Genomic DNA, 19,531 nt, shown 5'->3' on the forward strand with positions numbered 1-19,531 from the left:
CACCGATTCTCGCGCAGGACCCAGCCGCGAGGCCACCACGGTGGCCTTGACTAGTTGGCCTTTCTCATAGAAGACATCCGAGGCGACCCAAGCCATCCGAGTCGAACGGGCAAGGATTCTCGAATGCCTCGGATCCCATGAATGCCTTGGATGTGATCAGTTCCCGCACACCTCACCACCCATGGCTCAGGCCTTCCGGCTATTTTCGGGAGCATGAGCACGTCGCCGGAGCAGCCCCGTCACGGCCGCCCCCCGCAAAGCACCCCCGCGCATCGCAAGCAATTGCGCGCGCTCGTGCGTGAGGGGTGTCAGAATCGCCCCGGCGTCTATCGCATGCTCGGGCCCACCGGGACGGTGCTGTATGTCGGGCAGAGTCGGGTGCTGCGGACGCGCCTCCTGAGCTACTTCCGCGCGAAGGGGCGTCGCAACAAGGCCGCACGCATTCTGCGGCATGCGTTCCAGATCGAGTGGGAGTACACGAACACCGAGTTCGGTGCCCTGCTGCGCGAATTGCGGCTCATCAAGCAGTACCGGCCGCCGTTCAACGCCATGATGGTGCTCGATGAGTGGCCGCGCGCCTACGTGGCGCTAACCGGGGGGCATGTGCCGGGCTTGCGCGTCGTGCAGCGCTCCGACGATCCGCGGGCCATTGCACTCTTCGGCCCCTTCCGACGGGTCGCGCAGCTGCGCGATGCCGTTCGCGCCCTCGCCGAGGCCACCGGCCTTCGTGATTGCACCATGGATGATCTCGAGGTCGCCGGTGCGCCGGCCACGCGCCGGCGGTCCCCGCTGTGGTTTCACGCGGAGAACCCGCGGCGCGGCGGCCGCACCCGGGCCCCCGGGTGCCTGCGTCACGATCTGGGCACCTGCGCCGGCCCCTGTATCGGGGAGGGCGAGCCCGCCGCGTATCGCGCGGCCGCTGAGGAGCTCCGGGCGTTTCTGGAAGGCCACAGTGATGGGCCGGTCCGGCAGCTGGAGCACGCCATGACCGAGGCCGCTGCCTCGCTCGCGTTCGAGCGGGCCGGGGTGCTGCGGGATCGGCTCGCGCTGGTCCGATGGCTCCACGAGCGGCTGCAGCACTTCCACGCCAACGTGGACCGGCTGACCTTCCGGTATCACGCCTGGGACCCGCATACGGACCGCGAGTGGGTCTATCTGATCCGCCGCGGGACCGTGCGGGCCGAAGTCCCGGCGCCGCGGACCGACGAGGAGCAGGAGGCCTTCGACGCCCTCGTGCAGCGCATCTATGGCGGGCTCGATCCGACCGGCGCGGACGTCCCCACCCACGATCTCGACGAGTTCTATCTCGTGGCCAGCTGGTTCCGCCGGCGCCCTGAGGAGAAAAAGCGGACCCGCGGCGCCCATCAGACCGGCACCCCGACGCGTACGCTAAGGGTGCGCTAACGGAACCCGCCGGAATGGCGAAACGGCGCGCCGGATTGCTCCGGACACGCCGTTTCGATATCACCGTACGCTTGCTTCGGGTCCCGCCCCTGGGTTGGCGCAGCGATGATACGGGGGTGAACCTATTTGGGCGTACCTGACGCCAACCTAACAGCCATTCAGGAATTTTCGTCCCCCGGATCATGCGCCTCCTCGTCGTCGAAGATGACCCGAAACTTGCCGCCCTGGTGGCACGCGGGCTGCGCGAAGACGCCTATGCGGTGGACGTCGCCGAGGACGGCCCGCGGGCCCTCTCCCAGACCGCGATGAATCGCTACGATGCCATCGTCCTCGACGTGATGCTCCCCGGGCTCGATGGCTTTGGGGTGGTGCAGGCGCTCCGGTCGCGGGGCATCCGGACCCCGGTGCTCATGCTGACCGCGCGCGATGCCGTCCCCGATCGGATCATGGGGCTCGACGCGGGCGCCGATGACTATCTCACCAAGCCCTTCGACTTTGGCGAGCTCCTCGCGCGCGTCCGCGCGCTGCTCCGTCGCCCCGAACAGCTGCAGGCCTCGCGCGTCACGGTGGCCGATCTCGCCATCGATCTCAACTCGCAGGCCGTGACGCGTGATGGTGAGTCGATCGTGCTCACCGCGAAGGAGTTCGCCCTCCTCGAACTGCTCGCCCGCAACGTCGATCGCATCGTACCGCGCACCGAAATCGTGGCCCACGTGTGGGACGACAATCACGATCCCTTCACCAATGCGGTGGAGGTCTACATGAACCGCCTCCGTGGGAAGATCGATCGTGAGCCCTGGACGCCCCTACTGCACACCAAGCGCGGCGCCGGCTACATGCTGTCGGCCACAGCGCCGGGCGCGACGTAATCCACGTGCCGCTGCGCGCCAGCATTCTCCAACGCCTCACGCTCTGGAATTCGAGCGTGCTCGCGCTCGCGCTGTGCATCTTTGCCGGCGCCGCGTGGCTCACACTCACCGAGGTGCTGCAGAATCGCAGTGTCACGAGCGTGCGCGAGTCGGCGCGCGCCGTGGCGGGGGCGGTACGCGCCGGTCAGCAGGCGCTGCTCGATCGCGGCGAGGTGGAGAAGGAGCGAGGGGCCACCGAACAGGCCGTCCTGCGCGAGCTGCGCGCCGGTGATCTCGACATCTTCATTGCCGACGAAGCCGAGCAGGTGATGGCCGCGCGCCAGCCGCGGCAGGAACGCGAAGGCGCCATGGCGGAGATTCGCGAGGGCGCGCGCGACGAGGCGCCGGTCGTCATTCCACCGTCGGTCCGCCGGGTGATGGATGAGATGCGCGGTCTCGCGCGAGCCGGCCAGATCGCCGATACGACCGTGCTCGTACGCGCCATCCGCCTGGGCAACGATCCCGCGCGGGCCGCCGTCGTGCGCCTCCGCCCCTTCTCCGCCGCCATGGTGGGCGAGCCGACGTTGCTTGTGGTGGCCGTGCGTCCGGAAAGCGAGGATGTGCTGCTGCTGCGCCAGGTACGCACCACGCTGTTGCTCGCCATTCCGATCTTTCTGCTGGCGTCACTCGTCGCCGGCTTTGCGCTCGCGCGGCGCAGCCTCGCGCCACTCGAAGCGATCAATGCGCGCACGGCGCTCATCTCGGCGGCCAATCTCGACGAACGGTTGCCGGTGGTGAATCCGCACGACGAACTCGGGCGCCTCGCCACCATCATCAACGAGCTGCTCGCCCGCGTCGGGCTCGCCTTCAGTACCCAGCGGCAGTTCGTGGCCGATGCCTCCCACGAATTGCGGACGCCCATTGCGATCATTCGCGGTGAAGCGGATGTGACGCTGCGGCGCCAGTCGCGGAGTGAGGCGGAGTACCGCGAGGCCCTCACGGTCATTCGTGACGAGTCCGTGCACCTCACGCAGATCGTCGATGATCTCTTCCTGCTCGCCCGCGTCGATGCCGGCCGCAGCACGGTGGCACGACGTCCCGTCGCACTCGATGAACTGGTGCTCGATGCCATTCGTCGCATGCGCTCGCTCACCGAGTCACGCCACGTGACCGTCACTGCCGAGGCGCCGGAGCTCGCCATCACGGTGAGCGGCGACGAGGCGCTGCTCGGGCGCTTGCTGCTCAACCTGCTCGACAACGCGCTCAAACACGCACCGCCACACACCACCGTACGCGTGTCGGTCGCGCGTGACGGGCGTGAGGCGCGCCTGCTGGTGAGCGATGACGGGCCCGGCGTGCCGCCGTCGCTGCGCCCGCGGCTCTTTCAGCGCTTTGTGCACGGCGACGACAGCGCCGAGTCCCGCGCGCGCAGTGGCGCCGGGCTCGGGCTCGCCATCGCCGAAGCCATCGCCCACGCGCACGGTGGGCGCATCAGCTTGCTCGACACCGCCGGTGGTGCCACGTTCGAAGTCCGGCTCCCGCTTCCCGCCCCTGGAGAACCCGCCGCATGACGCGTCGCCTGCTTCCCCTGCTGCCATTCCTCGTGCCAGCCGCGCTCGCGGCCCAGAGCACCAAGGCCGATACCGTCGCCCTCACGGAGTGGAACGTGCCCTGGGGCGCCGAGACGCGCCCGCGTGATCCCAGTGTGGACGCGCAGGGACGCATCTGGTTTGTCGGCCAGGAAGGCAACTATGTCGCGCGCTTCGATCAGAAGACGCAGAAGTTCGAGCGCTTCGAAATCGAGCCCGGCACGAATCCCCACACGGTGAACGTGGACCCGCAGGGCGACGCATGGTTCACCGGCAACCGCAACGGCACGATCGGCCGCATCGACGGCAAGACGGGGAAGATCACGACGTACCCCATGCCCACAGCCGAGGCCAGGGACCCGCACACGATCGCGTTCGATGCGCAGGGAAACCTCTGGTTCACGCTGCAGAACAGCAACATGGTCGGGCATCTCACCAAGAGTACCGGTGAGGTCCGACTCGCCACGATGCCCACCCCCAAGAGCCGCCCCTACGGCATCGTGATCGACAAGCGTGGCCGCCCGTGGTTTGATCTCTTCGGCACCAACAAGATCGGTACGATCGATCCCGTGAGCCTGCGCGTGCGCGAGTACCCGTTACCCGACGAACGCGCCCGCCCTCGCCGGATCGCCCTTACGAGCGATGGCGCCATCTGGTACGGCGACTACTCACGCGGCTACCTCGGCCGCCTCGATCCCACGAGCGGCATGGTCAAGGAATGGCCCATGCCCGGCGGCGGCACGTCACTCCCCTACGCGATGACGGTGGACGAGTACGACCGCCTCTGGTTCGTGGAGACCGGCAGCCAGCCCAACAAGCTGATCGGCTTCGATCCCACAACGAACACCTTTTTCGGCGAAACCAAACTCGGCCCCGCCGCCCCGAACACGGTGCGGCATATGGTCTACGACAAGACCACCCATACGATCTGGTTCGGCAGCGATCGCGGAACGCTCGGCAAAGCCGTCGTACCCCAAGCCAGGCGCAAACCCATCGGCTAACGGCCGTTCGAGCCACCCGCCGTTCCCGCCCCACGTATACGCCCCACGTATACGCCCCACGTATACGCCCCACGTATGCGCAACACGTATGCGCAACACGTATGCGCAACACGTATGCGCAACACGTATGCGCAACACGTATACGCCGTTCTATCGCTTGGTCCCCGGCGCCTCCGCCGCCCCCGACCCGCACGACGTATACGTCATCCGCAGGTTGGCCTGCCACGTCCCCGTCAGCACGCCGGTGAGGGTGCCGGTGGTGAACGCCGGATTGCTGAGGCAACTGCTCGGACTCGACAGTGCGGTGCTGGTGGCAACGGCAATGTTGAACGTGCTGTTCGCCGGATAACCCGCCTGCACCGCATTCCCCGTGAGCGCCAGCTGAATGCTCAGCGTGCCGTTCACGGTCATTGAGGCTCCAGGGTACGTCGCGATGCTGAACGTGCCGCTGCTGGGGGTCAATGCGCCCGCCAGGGCGGCGGTGCGTGTCAGCGTCACGCTGCCCGCAGAGGACTGCGAGCGCACCACCAACGTGGTGTTGTCGGCGGAGGACCCGCTCGTACCGCTCGCATAGCGATACTCCACACTGCCGTTCAGCGTGGAGCTGATTACCGAATCCCCCTTCGTGGCCGTGAGGACGTAGTTGTTGTACGTCACCCGATAGCCGTAGAGCGTGCCCAGGTCCTGCAGGCGGAACGAGCCCGAAGCGGTCGTGTTGGCGCCGCCGCTCAGGAAGCTGCAGCTGGTGGCGGCATAGGTCGTCGTCTGATCATCCGGGACGCCGTTGCCGTTTGCATCGAGCCCACCGATGATCGCCTGTGGCGTGCAGGCCGGCCGTGTGCTGCCAAATCCCGTCACCTGCATGTTCGCGATGCCGCGCATCTGCTTCATGAGCCCCCAGGCTCCGGCACTCATGAAGTTCACCAGAAAGAGCGAGTCATTCGGGTTGAGCGCAGTCGTTGGCACCACGGTTTCGCCATTCGCACCGACGATCTTGTCGCCGCCGCTGCACGCCGCCACCGCGGTCGCGAGCATCATCAATCCCACCGCAAGCTGGCGTCGCATCAGAATCGGACCCCCACGCTGATCGGCATTGAGGTGAAGTCACCGACGGTGATGTAGCGGCCTTCGACAAACAGGCGCGCGTTCAGTCGCACGCCGAGCGTCGCGATCCCCGCCACATCCGTTGTCGAGGCGAAGATGTCACCGGCGTTGATGGCGGCCTTGCCCGCCAAACCGCTCGCCTGGAAGCGATAGAGCCCCACCGCCCCGCCGACATATGGCCGCATCCCCGGCCCGCGGCGCATCGTCAGCTCGAGTCCGGCACTGGCGCCCGCATGGATGAGCGTGGCGGCCTTGAGGCCACTCACCGTGGTGGGTTGGGTGTGATACGAGCCGGCGACATCCGCGCGCAGCGACAGGGGCGCCGCCACCAACGGCCTCCGCCAGGCGAAGCCGGCCATGGGGCCGGCATTGAATGACAGCGACGCGGCGGCGAGTCCACCGTACAACGCCGAGCCGCCTTCGTCGAACGGTGCCGGCTTCCCGATTGGGGCATGCGAGGTCGCGGCACGGGTCGAGGGCGCGGACCGCGTGGCCGTGGGCGCCGACGTGGGCGCCGTCGTTGCCGGCTTGGCAGTCGTGCTACCGGGCTTCGCCGTCGTCGTTGCCGGCTTCGCCGTCGTGCTGCTGGGCTTCGCGGTCGTGGCCGCCGGCGCTTTGGTCGGCGCGGTGCTCGGCGCCTTCACCGACGCCTTCGTGGTGTCGCGCTTGGCCGCCGTACTCTGCGCCCGCAGGGGCATCGCCGCCGCTACGAGCAAGACGGTTCCCAGCAGTCGCTGCATCCGATGTCCGCCCTGCATTGCGCCTCCGAGTCGATGGCTGGGCAAGAGGCCCAGCCGCGTGCGACTCAACGGTGCGTCTCCATGAATAAAAGTTCAATATTGGGACGAGACGTACCGATGAGACTGCTACTCGGATTTTGGAATAGACAGCTGCGTCCGGCGCGCCATCGCCATGATGTGCCAGTACAGTGCCCGGACGTCGTCTTCCGGCAGTCCCGCGGCCCGCGCACGGGCGCCCACCCGCGCCACCACATCCGCCTCACGCGCGGGATCCAGCACCGGCTGCCCCGCGCGCGCCTTCACCCCCCGCACCGCCCGAGCGAGCGCCATGCGCTGCGCGAGCGCCGCCACGATCGTCGCATCCACGGCTTCGATTTCGGCGCGCACACTCGCCAGCTCCTGAACATCGGCGGGCGTCATGCCACCTCCGTCGGTTGACGCCACGGCGCACCACGGCCCACCGCGTCGGCCACGCGCGCCACCGCGTCCATCATCTGCGCGAACGCGTTCGGCGTGAGACTCTGCTCGCCATCGCTCTTCGCACACGCGGGATCCGGATGGACCTCCACGATCAGGCCATCGGCACCGGCGGCGATCGCCGCCAGCGCGAGCGGCGTCACGAGATGCGCGCGCCCACCGGCATGACTCGGGTCCACGATCACCGGAAGGTGCGTCTCGCGCTTGAGCACCGGAATGGCCGCGACGTCCATCGTATTGCGCGTGGCCGTTTCGTAGGTGCGGATCCCGCGTTCACACAGCATCACATCGCCGTTCCCCTGCGCCATCACATACTCGGCGGCCATGAGGAGTTCGGTAATGGTGCCACTCAGCCCACGCTTGAGCAGCACCGGGCGCTGCACCGTTCCGACTTCGCTCAGCAACGGGAAGTTCTGCATGTTGCGCGCGCCGATCTGCAGGACATCGGCGTAACGCGCCACGAGCTCCACCTGCCGCGGATCCATCACTTCGGTCACGATCGGCATTCCCGTTTCCGCACGCACCTCGGCGAGCAGTTCAAGTCCCACTTCGCCCATCCCCTGAAAGGCATACGGACTCGATCGCGGCTTGAAGGCGCCGCCGCGCAGCAGTCGCGCCCCCGCCGCCTGCACCGCGTGCGCCGTTTCGAAGAGCATGGCGCGCCCCTCCACCGAGCACGGGCCCGCCATCACGACGATGTCGCGGCCACCGATCACCGTGTCCGCCGGATCGCCCAGACGAATCGCCGTATCGCCCACTGAGAACTCACGCGAGGCGAGCTTGTACGGCTTGAGCACCGGCATCACGCGATCGACACCCTCGAGCTGCGTCAGCCCGTGCTCGGAAAGCGCGCCGTCATCACCGATGCACCCCACGATGGTGCGGTGTTCGCCGCGCGAAACGTGGGTGCGCAAGCCGGCGGCCTCGACGTGCTGGAGAATGCGGTCGAGCGCGTCGGGAGTGATGCCAGGGGTGGTGACGATGATCATAGGGCTTCGTCGAGGGCACGGAGAGTGAGGAAGGGCTTCCATAAACTCCGCGGAGCTCGCGGAGGGGGGCGCAGCCCCCCGAAGCCCAAAAAAGGCCCGCGCGTATTCGCACGGGCCTCGCGACGGGAACGTCAGCTCTTAGCTGCGCACGCCAAAATCGCCGGGGGCCCATGCGGGTCGGCGATAATAAAATCGGGCGGCGGCGAGAAAGCGGATCACATCCGCACGCTACGCGTGGTCGGCGCGGCTGTCAACACGTGGCTCGGGACAAGTGGCGTGGTGACGCGCATCTCGTCCCGGATCGCCGGTGTGATACCCTGTGCCGTTGCGGCGCTGTTATCGGTTTACCCGAACTGCCCACCATATTGGCATGATGCACATGCCCCTTCCGCGCCCACCGCGCGTGGCCTTTCAGGGAGAGCTGGGCGCGTTCAGTGAACTCGCCATTCAACAGCAGTGGCCGCAGGGCGCGCAGGCCGTGCCGAGCGCCACCTTCGAGGCCGCCTTGCAGCGCGTGATCGATGGGGACACGGACTTCGCGGTGATTCCCGTGGAGAACGCCATCATCGGACCCGTGCACATCGCGCGCGCCGCCCTCGATCAGGTCGGGCGCCTCGTGGTCAAGCGCACGGAGCTCAAGGTGCCGGTGCATCTGTGTCTGATGGCGCAGCCCGGCGTGGCCGTCGAGTCGCTGCGCACCATCCACAGTCATCCCGCGGCACTCGCGCAGTGTCGCTTCTTTCTGGCGCGCCACGACTGGCTCACCGCCGTGCCGCACGAGGACACCGCCGGGGCCGCGCGCGATGTGGCCGCCGGCACCGACCGCACGCGGGGCGCGGTGGCGAGCGATGTAGCCGCCAGTCGGTACGGGCTCACGATTATCGCGCGCTTCATCGAAGACATGCCGGCCAACTGGACGCGGTTTCTGGTGGTGAGTCGGCCGGACTGAGCGCCGGCCCCTCGACAGGTCAGCGCAGGGCGTCAACCTTCCAAGGATGACTCATTTTCTTGCACGGCCAACCGCCGTGGCCCTCGCCCTTCTGGCCACGGCCACGACGCGCGTTGCAGCGCAGACCAGCACGGCCCTCACGCCGCTCAGTCAGGCGATCGCCGCCCGCATGGATGGGCAACGCGCCTTCACCACCGTGGACTATGTGCAGCGCTTCTTCCGGCTGCCCGGGAATCGCGGCTTCGACAATGCCATCGATACCGTGGCCGCGCTGCTCCGCGCCGCGGGCTACGTGCGCGAGGACAGTGCGCCACCCACCGCGCGCCTCGTGTACCGCGTGGAGTCGCGCCCCATGGCCCAGCCCGCCTGGACACCGGTCGACGCGCGGCTCGGCATCGTGGGACGAAGCACGCCGCTGCAAGCGTTCGCCACCAACCTGAACATGATCGCCATCAACTCGGGCTCGACGCCCGAGGGTGGCATCACGGCCGATCTCGTTGACGTGGGCGCCGGCACCGACGCCGACTTTGCCAAGATGGATGTCACCGGCAAGATCGTCTTCAGCACCGGCCAGGCGCGGCAGGTCTTCCCGCGCGCCATGCAGAAGGGTGCGATTGGCGTGCTCAACACGCAGAAGCTGCCGGAGTACAACCAGCAGTCCAAGAATGCGCGCGCCATTCAGTTCACCAGCGTCCCGCGTGACACCATCCGCAACGGCTGGACGATCTGGGTCTCCAAGCAGAGCGCCGACACGCTGCGCGCCGCCCTCGCAGCGGGTCCGGTGAAAGTCACCGCCCTCGTGAAGACGCTCTTCGAGAATCGACCCGAGCGGACCGTGGTCGCCGAAATTCGTGGTCGCACCACGCCCGCCGAGCGCTTCGTGTACTCGGCGCACGTGCAGGAGCCCGGCGCCAACGACAACGCCACCGGCGTGGGGGCGCTCGCCGAAATGGCGCGCGTCGCCGCCGATCTCGTGAAGCGCGGCCTCGCCAACCCGCAGCGTACGGTGACCTTCCTCTGGGGCGACGAGATCCGCAGCACCGACCGCTTCCTCAAGGAAGACTCCGTGCGCCGCGCCGGCGTGAAGTGGGGGATGTCGCTCGACATGGTGGGCGAGAACACCGAGAAGACCGGCGGCACGTTCCTGATCGAAAAGATGCCCGACCCGAGCGCGGTGTGGGTGCGCGGCGAAGACCAGCATACCGAGTGGGGCGGCCGCGCGATCGCCGAGAAGGAGATCCGCGCCTACTGGTTCAACGACTTCGTGCGCCAGCGCTGCCTCGATCGCGCCAGGACCACCAAGTGGGTCGTGAAGGCCAACCCGTTCGAAGGCGGCAGTGATCACACGCCCTTCCTCAACGCGCAGATCCCGGCCGTGCTGCTCTGGCACTTCACCGACCAGTTCTACCACACCGATCTCGATCGCATCGAGATGGTCAGCGCCAGCTCACTCGCCAACGTGGGGGTGTGCGCACTCAGCACGGGGCTGCTGCTCGCCGATGGCTCCGCCGCCATCACCAAGGCAGCCCTGGCCGAGCTCACGCAGGTCGCCGAGCGCACCCTCGCGACGCAGGCGCAGCTCTCCCGCGATACCATCGCCAAGGGCGCGACGGTCGCCGACGAACAGCACGTGCTGGAGGTCTGGCGCGACTACTACCTGGCGGCGATCGCCAAAATCACCGACATCACCGTCGGGCCGATCGATCTGGCGGCGGATATCAGCAAGGCGCAGGACCGGGTACGGCGCGCCGTTCCAGTTCTCAAGTAAGGGAGAACATCTCGCACAGAGGACACAGAGAGCCACAGGGGTCACCGAGAACCGCATTGATTGAATGCAGGATTCCCTGTGAGCGCTGTGGTCCGCTGTGACCTCTGTGCGAGCAGTTCAACCAATCCCGAGCAATTGCATAAGGAAATGCGACTGACCCCCCTGTAAGCGAATCCTTTACACAGTCCAAGCGCTCCCCCCGGCAGATAGACCCGGCGGTCATAGTGCATCCTGAGGTGTCCAATTTCCCCCCCTCAGCGGAGCGCGCAGATGCGTCTGGTGTTCGTGCAGCCCAACTACCATGCCGGCGGTGCCGAGATCGCTGGCAATTGGCCCCCGGGATGGGTCGCCTACATCGGCGGCGCGCTCAAGGCGGCCGGCTTCACGGACATCACGTTCGTCGACGCGATGACGAACCACATCAGCGACGACGCGCTCGCGCAGAAGCTCCGCGAGCTCAAGCCGGACGCGGTGCTCGCCACGGCGATCACGCCGATGATCTTCCAGGCGCAGCGCACCCTGCAGGTTGCGCGCGAGGTGAATCCCAACGTCCATACCATCCTGGGCGGGATCCACCCCACGTTCATGTATCAGCAGGTGTTCTCCGAGGCGCCGTGGATCGACTACATCGTCCGCGGCGAGCGCGAAGAGATCATCAGTGAGCTGATGCTTGCCATCCAGGACGGCACCGTCCTTGAGAAGCGTCGCGAGATCAAGGGGATCGCGTTCGTCGATAACGGGCAGGTGATCGCCACCCCGGCGCGCCCGGTGATCGCCGATCTCGACTCGCTCACCCCCGACTGGTCGCTCCTGGAGTGGGACAAGTACATCTATATCCCGCTCAATTGTCGCGTGGCCGTGCCGAACTTTGCGCGCGGCTGCCCCTTCACCTGCCGCTTCTGCTCGCAGTGGAAGTTCTGGCGCAAGTACCGCACGCGCGACCCGAAGAAGTTCGTCGACGAAATCGAAACGCTGGTCCGCGAGCACAACGTCGGCTTCTTCATCTTGGCCGATGAAGAACCCACGATCAACAAGAAGAAGTTCATCGCGCTCTGCGAAGCGCTCATCGAGCGCAATCTGCCGGTCACGTGGGGGATCAACACTCGCGTCACCGATATCCTGCGCGACGAAAAGGAGCTCCCGCTCTATCGCAAGGCGGGGCTCGTACACGTCTCGCTCGGCACCGAAGCCGCCGCGCAGCTCAAGCTCGATCGGTTCCGCAAGCAGACCACGCTCGAGCAGAACAAGCGCGCCATCCGCCTCCTCAAGGAAGCCGGGATGATCGCCGAGGCGCAGTTCATCATTGGCCTCGAGAACGAAACGCCCGAGACGATCGAGGAGACGTACAAGTACTCGCAGGACTGGGAGCCGGACATGGCGAACTGGAACATGTACACGCCATGGCCCTTTGCGGAGCTCTTCCAGGAGCTCGGCGATCGCGTCGAAGTGCGCGACTACTCCAAGTACAACTTCGTCACGCCGATCATCCAGCCCGACGCGATGACGCGCGATCAGGTGCTCAAGGGCGTGCTGCGGAACTACGCACGCTTCTACGCCAAGAAGGCGTTCCTGAGCTATCCCTGGCAGAAGGATCCGTTCAAGCGGAAGTATCTGCGCGGCTGCCTGCGGGCGTTCGCGAAGACGACCGTGAGCAAGAAGTTCTACGACCTCGAGCGCCTCAAGTTCAACGGCAGCGGCCTGGAAGCCGACTTCGGATTTGACGAGGAGCGGGTGTTCACGCGCGAGGAGCTGCGAACGATGTCCGAGGCGCGGCCGGAGCTGGCCGCCGATGTCGATTTTGCGGGAAGTGTGCCGGTCCTGGGGCATGGCGCTCCACGGCCACAAGAAGAGGAAGCCGTCCGTGCCTGCTGAACTCCTGTTGCCCCGTAACGAACGCCCCGCGTCGCTGTTCTGCCGCGGGGTGATGGAGCATGAGCGCGTGCCCACCGTCTCGCAGGCGTTGCTCGCCCGCTATGACGTGCCGGGGCCGCGCTACACGAGTTATCCAGCAGTCCCCGACTGGACCGGCGGGGTGGACGCGACGAACTGGCACGCACACCTCGGCACGCTCGGCACAACCGACGCGCCGCTGGCCCTGTATGTGCACCTCCCGTTCTGCGCGTCCCGCTGCCTCTACTGCGGCTGCAACGCCACCGTCACGACGCGCGAAGAGATTGTGGAGCGCTACCTCACGCGCTTGCGCCAGGAGCTGGGGATGCTGCAGCAGGCCATGGGCGGCAAGCCGCGCGTGGTGGAAATGCACTGGGGTGGTGGCACGCCCAACTTCCTCGGCAACCGGCAGATCGAAGCGGCGTTCCGCATGCTCGGCGATGTCTTTGCGTTCGATGCCAATACCGAACACTCGGTCGAGGCCGACCCGCGCCTCGTCTCGCGTGAGCAGCTCCGCACCTTCCGCGAGTTGGGCTTCAGCCGCATCAGCTACGGCGTGCAGGATCTCGATCCGGTCGTGCAGGAGGCCATCGGCCGCGTGCAGCCCGAGTCGCTCGTCCGCGATGCCGTGGAAATGGCGCGCGAAGAAGGCTTCACCGGGCTCAATCTCGACCTCATCTACGGACTGCCGCATCAGACCCCGGAGCGCTTCGCCCGCACCATCGACGGGGCGCTGAGTTTCGACCCCGATCGCGTCGCCTGCTTTGGCTATGCCCATGTGCCCTGGATGCGCGCGCATCAGAAGCGCATCGATGAATCGGCGTTGCCGGTGAGCTGGGAACGGTTCGCACTCTTTCAGGGGGCGGTGCGCCGCTTCCTCGACAGCGGCTACGAGTGGATCGGTATCGACCACTTTGCCAAGGGGAGTGACCCGCTCACGCAGGCGTACAACAGCGGCACGCTGCACCGGAACTTCATGGGCTACACCACGCGGAGCGGCGAATCGCTGCTGGGCGTCGGCGTGAGCTCCATCTCCGAGGTGAACGGGTGGTTCGTGCAGAATGAGCCGGAGCTCGGTGGCTGGCAGCGCGCCATCGATGCCGGCCATCTGCCGGTCTCGCGCGGGCACATCATGAGCAGCGACGACCGCGTGCGCAGCACGGCCATCTCGCATCTGATGTGCAACGCCGAGCTGCCATTCGCGCTCGTCCCGGGTGATGTGAACGCCTTGCTCGACCGCTACACCCCGTTCGTGGAGGATGGCTTCATCACCATCGAGTCGGATCGGGTGAGCGTGACCCCGCTCGGCCGCTTCTTCCTCCGTAATCTCGCTTTTGCTCTCGATGCTTATCGTAGCGCGACCGACGGCCCTCGGCGCTTCTCCCGCGCCGTCTGACACCGACGCGCCGCGGGTGGCCCCGGCGCTGATCGGTCCGAACGCCATCATTCAGGTCGCCAGGGTGCTCACCGAGCGCCTTGGCGACCTGCGTGCCGAAGCGCTGGTGAAGGAGGCGACCGGCTACACGCTCGCAACGCTGCCGCAGCACATGGTGCCCGAAGCAGAGGCGCTCGCGCTCACCACGCACGTCGTGGGGCGCCTGGGCGAAGCACCCTCCACGGTCATCCTGCACGAAGCGGGGGTGCGTACAGGCGACTATCTGCTCGCCAACCGCATTCCGCGCGTGGCCCAGTGGCTCATCCGCGCGATGCCCAAGCGCGCCGGGCTGTCGCTGCTGCTGCAATCGATGATGGCGCATGCGTGGACCTTCGCCGGCAGCGGCACCTTCACCGTGCGCCACCTCGGTCATGAAGTCGAACTGACGTTTCACGCCTGCGCGATGTGCCGTGGGCTCGCCGCCGAGGGACCGGTCTGTGATTTCTACGCCGGCACCTTCGAACGGCTGGTGACCACGCTCGTGTCACGACGTGCCCGCGTGCGCGAGGTGGAGTGCCACGCGCACGGCGGGCAGTGCTGCCGCTTCCGGATCAGCGACCTGTAGCCGGCTCGCGCACACGCACCTGCCGTAGCAGCGTGTTGCCGGCGAGCATCGTCTCCATCTGCAGGAACTCGCGCGTGGTGGTGCTCATCCACACGAACGCTTCACTCGTGCGGGAGAGCGCAAACCGCACGATGTACGCCTCTTCGCCCTGAATCTGCGCGGTGCCGGTCACAGCCAGACGATACTCGTGCACGCCCGCATCGGTGTCGTACACCAGAAAGCGCACCCGCAGCCCCTTCTCGAGCGGCAGCGCGCGCAGCAACAGATCCCAGTTCCCCGAGTCGAACACCGCCAGCTTGAGCGTCGTGTCGATCACCGCCGGCACCGCGCCGGGCTGGCCGATGGTGGCCTTGATCTTCTTCCCGGCGAAGTCGATCCCGATGCGCCGCTGCGGCTGCTCCGACCGGTGACGCCTTGGCATTAGCGTGGCGAAGTCGGTCCACGTGGAATCGATGACCCGCTGCGTCCCCCGCTCCAGCCGCTGCACCCGCACCAGACGCACCGCCCCATCGGCGGTGTCCACGCTGATCTGGTCCTGAATGCGCCCGACGTTGAACTCATCACCGTCCTTATAGGCGGTGAGCAGATAGCGAAACGTCCCGGTCGCCACGCGTGCGCCACGCAGCAACGAATCGCCGGGCATGATCCACTTGCCGGGGTTCGTATCGGCCGGGGCCGCCTGTGCCGACATCTCCGCCGCAACGAGCGCGCAGAGGCTGCTAACGGCCAAGGTCGAACGACTACGCCGGAGTAGTGAACGAATTCGCATACTGAATTAACGCCGGGAGTCTGACGGCGGGTCAACCGCGTTACTTGCGCTGCACCTGCCGTGCGGAGGGGCGGAGCGGCAAAGGAACGGAGTGAACCGACGCAGTCCTCCTCCGTTACCCAGCGTCTCCGCCCCTCCGCACGGCAGGTCCAATCGCGCCAAAGTAACGGCCCCCCTGCAACCATTCCGGCACAACTCGCGTCGTATCCGGCATGGCACGCCCTCACCATTCCCGGCTCGGCCCCGCCCTCGCGGCGGCCGTCCTCCTCTTGAGCGCCCGCGTGGCGCATGCGCAGGCCGACGTTGTACGCGGCCGCGTGCTCGACGATTCCAGTCGCTCGCTCGTTGGCGCCACGGTCAGCATCACCCGCGGCCCCGATCGCCTCGTCCAGCAGACCCTCACCGATTCGGCTGGGCGCTACAGTCTGCGTTTCGACCCCGGGACGGGTGACTATCTCGTCCACGTCAGTGCGACCGGCTTTCGCGCGGCCCGGCGCCGCGTCGAGCGCGTGGGGACCGAACGCGAGCTCGTGGCCGACTTCACCATGGGGCGCGACCTCGCCCTCCTCGCCGCCGTCAACGTGAAGGCCAAGCGCCCCGAGCGCGCCGAAGCGCAGGTGGCGAGCCCGTATCAGCGGGAGGTGGGCGCCGCCGAAACGTACAGTCAGGGGGTCGAGGGGCGCGTGAGCCCCAATCAGGCGGGGAATCTCAACACCATCGCCGGCACCATTCCGGGCGTCACCATGACACCGGGTGGTCCCGCCATGCTGGGGGCGAGCACGTCGAGCAATCTCACGACGCTCAACGGCATGGCACTCCCCGGCGGATCGCTGCCGCGCGCGGCCAAGGCCGATGTGCGCGTGAGCGGCGCCACCTTCGATGCCACACGCGGCGGCTTTGCCGGAGCGAACATCGATGTGCGCCTGGGGGCCGGTGATCGCAACTATCAGAACCGCAACGTCTATGCGACGCTCAACGCGCCGCAGCTGCAGGCGACCGACGCCGTGGGCCGCTCCCTCGGACTCACCACCGGCGGCTTCCGCGCCAGCGTCGGCGCCGATGGCGAAGCGATTCGCCGCACCCTCACGTACAACATGGCGCTCGATGTCGGCCGCACGGTGAGCGATCCGACCACGCTCATCGCCGGCGATCTGGGCGCGCTGCGTCGCGCGGGTCTCTCACCCGACTCGGCGCAGCGCGTCCAGCAGGTCGCGAGCGCGCTGGGCCTGCCGGTGTTGGGCGCCGGCGTCCCCTCGCAGCGCGTCCAGGAGAACGTGACCTGGCTCGGGCGCCTCGACGATGTGCGCGATACGCTGCGCACGCTCACGCTCACGTCGTATGCGGCGCGCAGCACCGAAGGCGCGCTGGGCTTTGGTCCGCTGGCGGCGCCCGCGGCCGGTGGCAAGTCACAGCAGCAGACCATCGGCGCGCAGTTCGTGCAGAGCCAGTACATCGGCACGGGCTTCTACACCCTCATGCAGAACCGCCTCGCCGCGAGCCGCGTGACCGATCGGACGACGCCGTACCTCAGCACCCCGGGTGCGACGGTGCTCGCACGCTCGGCGTCCGATGCCGCCGCCAGTGATATCGTGGCGCTGCAACTCGGCGGCAACCCGTTCCTGGCGGTGGACGATTCGCGCTGGACCGTCGAAGGCGCGAACGAGATGGTGTGGAATGCGCAGGGGCGTACGCATCGCTTCAAGACCTCCCTCTGGGGGCGCGGCGACGGCCTCACCCAGCAGGGGATGCCCAATGCGCTCGGCTCCTACACCTACAACTCCATTGCCGACCTCGCGGCCAACCGCCCGGCATCGTACGCGCGCGTGCTGCAGCAACCTACCCGGGAGGCGAGCAGCTACAACGCGGCCGCCGCGTTCTCGCATCAGTGGAACAAGAACCAGTTCTTCAACGTGCTCTACGGCGCGCGGCTCGAAGGCAGCTGGTTCGGCAGCGCGCCGCCGCAGAACGCGGCCCTGGAACAGGCGCTCGGCGTGCAGACCGGCGTCGCCCCCAGCCGCCTGCACCTCTCGCCGCGCGCAGGCTTCAGCTACACCTATTCGCGTGATCGCCGCAATGGCAGCGGGCAGATGAGCACGAACGTGGGGTCGTGGTACCGCAACACCATGGGGATCATCCGCGGTGGCGTCGGCGAGTTCCGCGATCTCTACAAGCCCGGCACCCTCGCCGATGCGATGGCCAACGCCGGGCTCGCGGGGAGCACCATTGCCCTCACCTGCGTGGGCAGTGCGGTCCCCGTGCCCGACTGGAACGCCCTCGCGAGCGGCGCGGCCGTGGCCCCCGCGAGCTGTGCGAACGGCGCCGGCGCTCTCGCCGAGCGTGCATCGAGTGTGACACTCGTAGACCCCAAGTTCGACGTGCCCCGCAGCTGGCGCGCGTCACTCGGCTGGGCGAGCAGCATCAAGAACTTGATGGTGCGCGTGGACGGTCTTGCCAGCTACGACCTGAGCCAGCCCAGCACGCTCGACGCCAACTTCAGCAACACGCCGCGCTTCGCGCTGGCCGGTGAAGGGAATCGGCCGATGTACGTGAGCACCGCCGGGATCGACGCGGCCAGCGGGGCGGTGTCGGCCCGCGAGTCGCGCCGCAGCACCGACTACGGTCGTGTTGCACTGCGCACGAGCGACCTGCGCGGCTACGGCAGCCAGCTCACGACGACCATTCAGCCGGAAATCTTTCGCGGCGCCAAAGGCCCGCCGCCGGTGATGTTCCAGGTCGGCTACACCATTCAGCAGGTGCGTCAGCAGTTCCGCGGTGCCGACGGCGGAAACTTTGGCGATCCGTTCACGAAGCAGTGGGCCGCCGGGCAGAACGATGCGCGCCATGCGTTCGTGGCGCAGGCCGGCGTGGGGATCCCCAAGGTCGGCGCGCTGACGATGTTCACGCGCTTCCAGTCGGGCACCCCGTTCACGCCGCTGGTGCGCGGCGACGTGGATGGCGATGGCCGGCCGAACGACCGGGCCTTCGTGCCCAATGTGGCCACCGAAGCCGACGCCACCACACGCGCGCAGATGCAGGCCCTGCTCGCCTCGGCGCCCGCGAATATCCGCCAGTGTCTGACCACACAGATGGGACAGGTCGCTGGCCGTCAGAGCTGCCGTGGCCCCTGGACGCAGCAGATGAACCTCATGCTGCAGCCCAACATCCCGCCGATCGGGCGCCACAACATCACCATGAACGTGGTCTTCGAGAATCCACTTGCCGGGCTCGATCAGCTGCTGCACGGCGCGGACAACCTGCGCGGCTGGGGCACGGCGGCGCAGCCCGATCCGGTCCTGCTCCTGCCGCGCAGCTTCGACGCGCAGGCACAGCGCTTCCGCTACGACGTGAACCCGCGCTTCGGTGATACACGCGCCTTCCGCACGCTTTCGCGCGTGCCGTTCCGCGTCGTCGTGGACTTCTCGGTGGATCTCTCCACGCCGTTCGATCTGCAGACACTCCGCCGGGCGATCGAGCCCGTGCGCGTGACCGAGAATGGCAAGAAGACGTGGACGCGCCGCAGCGCCGATTCCATCGCCGATCTCTACCTGAGCCGCACGTCGAACATCCACCGCCTGCTGCTCGCCGAAAGCGACTCGCTCTTCCTTACGAAGGATCAGATCACTCAGCTGCTCAAGGCCGACAGTGTGTATTCGGCGCGCATCCGCGGGCTCTACGTGCCCCTCGCGCAGTTCCTCGCCAGTCAGCCCGGCGGGGCGGCCGGCAAGGCGTCGCTCGATACCGTGCAGGCCACGACCAAGCTCTACTGGCCGATCTTCTGGGAACAGGTCGATCTCATTCTGCCCATCCTGCAGCCGCAGCAGCGCCAGCTGGTGCCCTTCGTGGACAACATCAGCCGCGTCACGGCGGAGCAGCGCAAGAACAGCCAGTGGCAGTTCGGCTATCCCGTGCCCCTCAAGCACAACCGCCCGCGCGTGGGTGGCGAGGGCGGCAATCAGAACGTGTCGATCTCGCGGAACGGCGACTGACGTGGCCGCCAGCGAAT

15 protein-coding genes are annotated in these 19,531 nt (G+C 67.4%); 10 read left to right on the top strand and 5 right to left on the bottom strand.

All coding sequences use genetic code 11. The features are described from left to right. The first annotated feature begins 213 nt into the window (after positions 1-213). From K2R93_20690 to K2R93_20705, 4 genes are all read left to right on the top strand, one after another. On the top strand, positions 214-1,404 hold the full coding sequence (locus tag K2R93_20690; GenBank protein ID MBY0492270.1) for a UvrB/UvrC motif-containing protein: 1,191 nt from the start codon (positions 214-216) through the stop codon (positions 1,402-1,404). Positions 1,405-1,586: 182 nt separating this feature from the next. Further along, entirely contained in the window at positions 1,587-2,273 is a 687-nt protein-coding gene (locus K2R93_20695; GenBank protein ID MBY0492271.1) for a response regulator transcription factor, read from the top strand. A 5-nt stretch (positions 2,274-2,278) separates the two neighbouring features. Further along, positions 2,279-3,823: a HAMP domain-containing protein gene (locus K2R93_20700; GenBank protein MBY0492272.1), complete on the top strand. Its 1,545-nt coding sequence runs from the start codon at positions 2,279-2,281 to the stop codon at positions 3,821-3,823. After that, the gene (locus tag K2R93_20705; protein ID MBY0492273.1) at positions 3,820-4,842 is read left to right on the top strand and encodes a hypothetical protein; all 1,023 of its coding nucleotides are present in this window, start codon (positions 3,820-3,822) and stop codon (positions 4,840-4,842) included. Before K2R93_20700 ends, K2R93_20705 begins: the two co-directional genes overlap by 4 nt. Positions 4,843-4,992: 150 nt before the next feature. Here the strand turns inward: K2R93_20705 and K2R93_20710 are convergent, their stop codons facing one another. The 4 genes from K2R93_20710 to aroF all read right to left on the bottom strand — a co-directional run bounded on the left by K2R93_20710 (position 4,993) and on the right by aroF (position 8,152). Further along, positions 4,993-5,907: a hypothetical protein gene (locus tag K2R93_20710; protein MBY0492274.1), complete on the bottom strand. Its 915-nt coding sequence runs from the start codon at positions 5,905-5,907 to the stop codon at positions 4,993-4,995. Next, the gene (locus K2R93_20715; protein MBY0492275.1) at positions 5,907-6,704 is read right to left on the bottom strand and encodes a hypothetical protein; all 798 of its coding nucleotides are present in this window, start codon (positions 6,702-6,704) and stop codon (positions 5,907-5,909) included. The genes K2R93_20710 and K2R93_20715 overlap by 1 nt, the downstream gene beginning before the upstream one ends. Positions 6,705-6,812: 108 nt before the next feature. Further along, positions 6,813-7,106 (bottom strand): chorismate mutase, encoded by a 294-nt coding sequence (locus tag K2R93_20720; protein ID MBY0492276.1) that lies wholly within the window; start codon positions 7,104-7,106, stop codon positions 6,813-6,815. After that, on the bottom strand, positions 7,103-8,152 hold the full coding sequence (gene aroF / locus K2R93_20725) for a 3-deoxy-7-phosphoheptulonate synthase (GenBank protein ID MBY0492277.1): 1,050 nt from the start codon (positions 8,150-8,152) through the stop codon (positions 7,103-7,105). Before aroF ends, K2R93_20720 begins: the two co-directional genes overlap by 4 nt. Positions 8,153-8,525: 373 nt before the next feature. Between aroF and K2R93_20730 the strand changes: the two genes are divergently transcribed. The 5 genes from K2R93_20730 to bchJ all read left to right on the top strand — a co-directional run bounded on the left by K2R93_20730 (position 8,526) and on the right by bchJ (position 14,759). Continuing rightward, complete coding sequence (locus K2R93_20730) at positions 8,526-9,101, top strand: hypothetical protein (protein ID MBY0492278.1); 576 nt, start codon at positions 8,526-8,528, stop codon at positions 9,099-9,101. Between the two features lie 46 nt (positions 9,102-9,147). Then, entirely contained in the window at positions 9,148-10,869 is a 1,722-nt protein-coding gene (locus K2R93_20735; protein ID MBY0492279.1) for a M28 family peptidase, read from the top strand. Between the two features lie 270 nt (positions 10,870-11,139). Then, positions 11,140-12,741, top strand: a complete 1,602-nt coding sequence (gene bchE, locus K2R93_20740) for a magnesium-protoporphyrin IX monomethyl ester anaerobic oxidative cyclase (protein ID MBY0492280.1) — start codon at positions 11,140-11,142, stop codon at positions 12,739-12,741. After that, entirely contained in the window at positions 12,731-14,155 is a 1,425-nt protein-coding gene (gene hemN / locus K2R93_20745) for an oxygen-independent coproporphyrinogen III oxidase (protein MBY0492281.1), read from the top strand. The genes bchE and hemN overlap by 11 nt, the downstream gene beginning before the upstream one ends. Beyond that, positions 14,103-14,759, top strand: a complete 657-nt coding sequence (gene bchJ / locus K2R93_20750; protein ID MBY0492282.1) for a bacteriochlorophyll 4-vinyl reductase — start codon at positions 14,103-14,105, stop codon at positions 14,757-14,759. The genes hemN and bchJ overlap by 53 nt, the downstream gene beginning before the upstream one ends. Here the strand turns inward: bchJ and K2R93_20755 are convergent. Next, entirely contained in the window at positions 14,746-15,489 is a 744-nt protein-coding gene (locus tag K2R93_20755; protein ID MBY0492283.1) for a hypothetical protein, read from the bottom strand. The two genes, bchJ and K2R93_20755, sit on opposite strands and share 14 nt — an antisense overlap. A gap of 251 nt (positions 15,490-15,740) precedes the next feature. On the opposite strand from K2R93_20755, the gene K2R93_20760 reads away from it, so the two are divergent. After that, positions 15,741-19,514, top strand: coding sequence for a carboxypeptidase-like regulatory domain-containing protein (locus tag K2R93_20760; protein ID MBY0492284.1), 3,774 nt, complete (start codon positions 15,741-15,743; stop codon positions 19,512-19,514). The last annotated feature ends 17 nt before the right edge of the window (positions 19,515-19,531 follow it).

It is taken from the genome of Gemmatimonadaceae bacterium (assembly GCA_019752115.1).
Lineage (GTDB): Bacteria > Gemmatimonadota > Gemmatimonadetes > Gemmatimonadales > Gemmatimonadaceae > Gemmatimonas.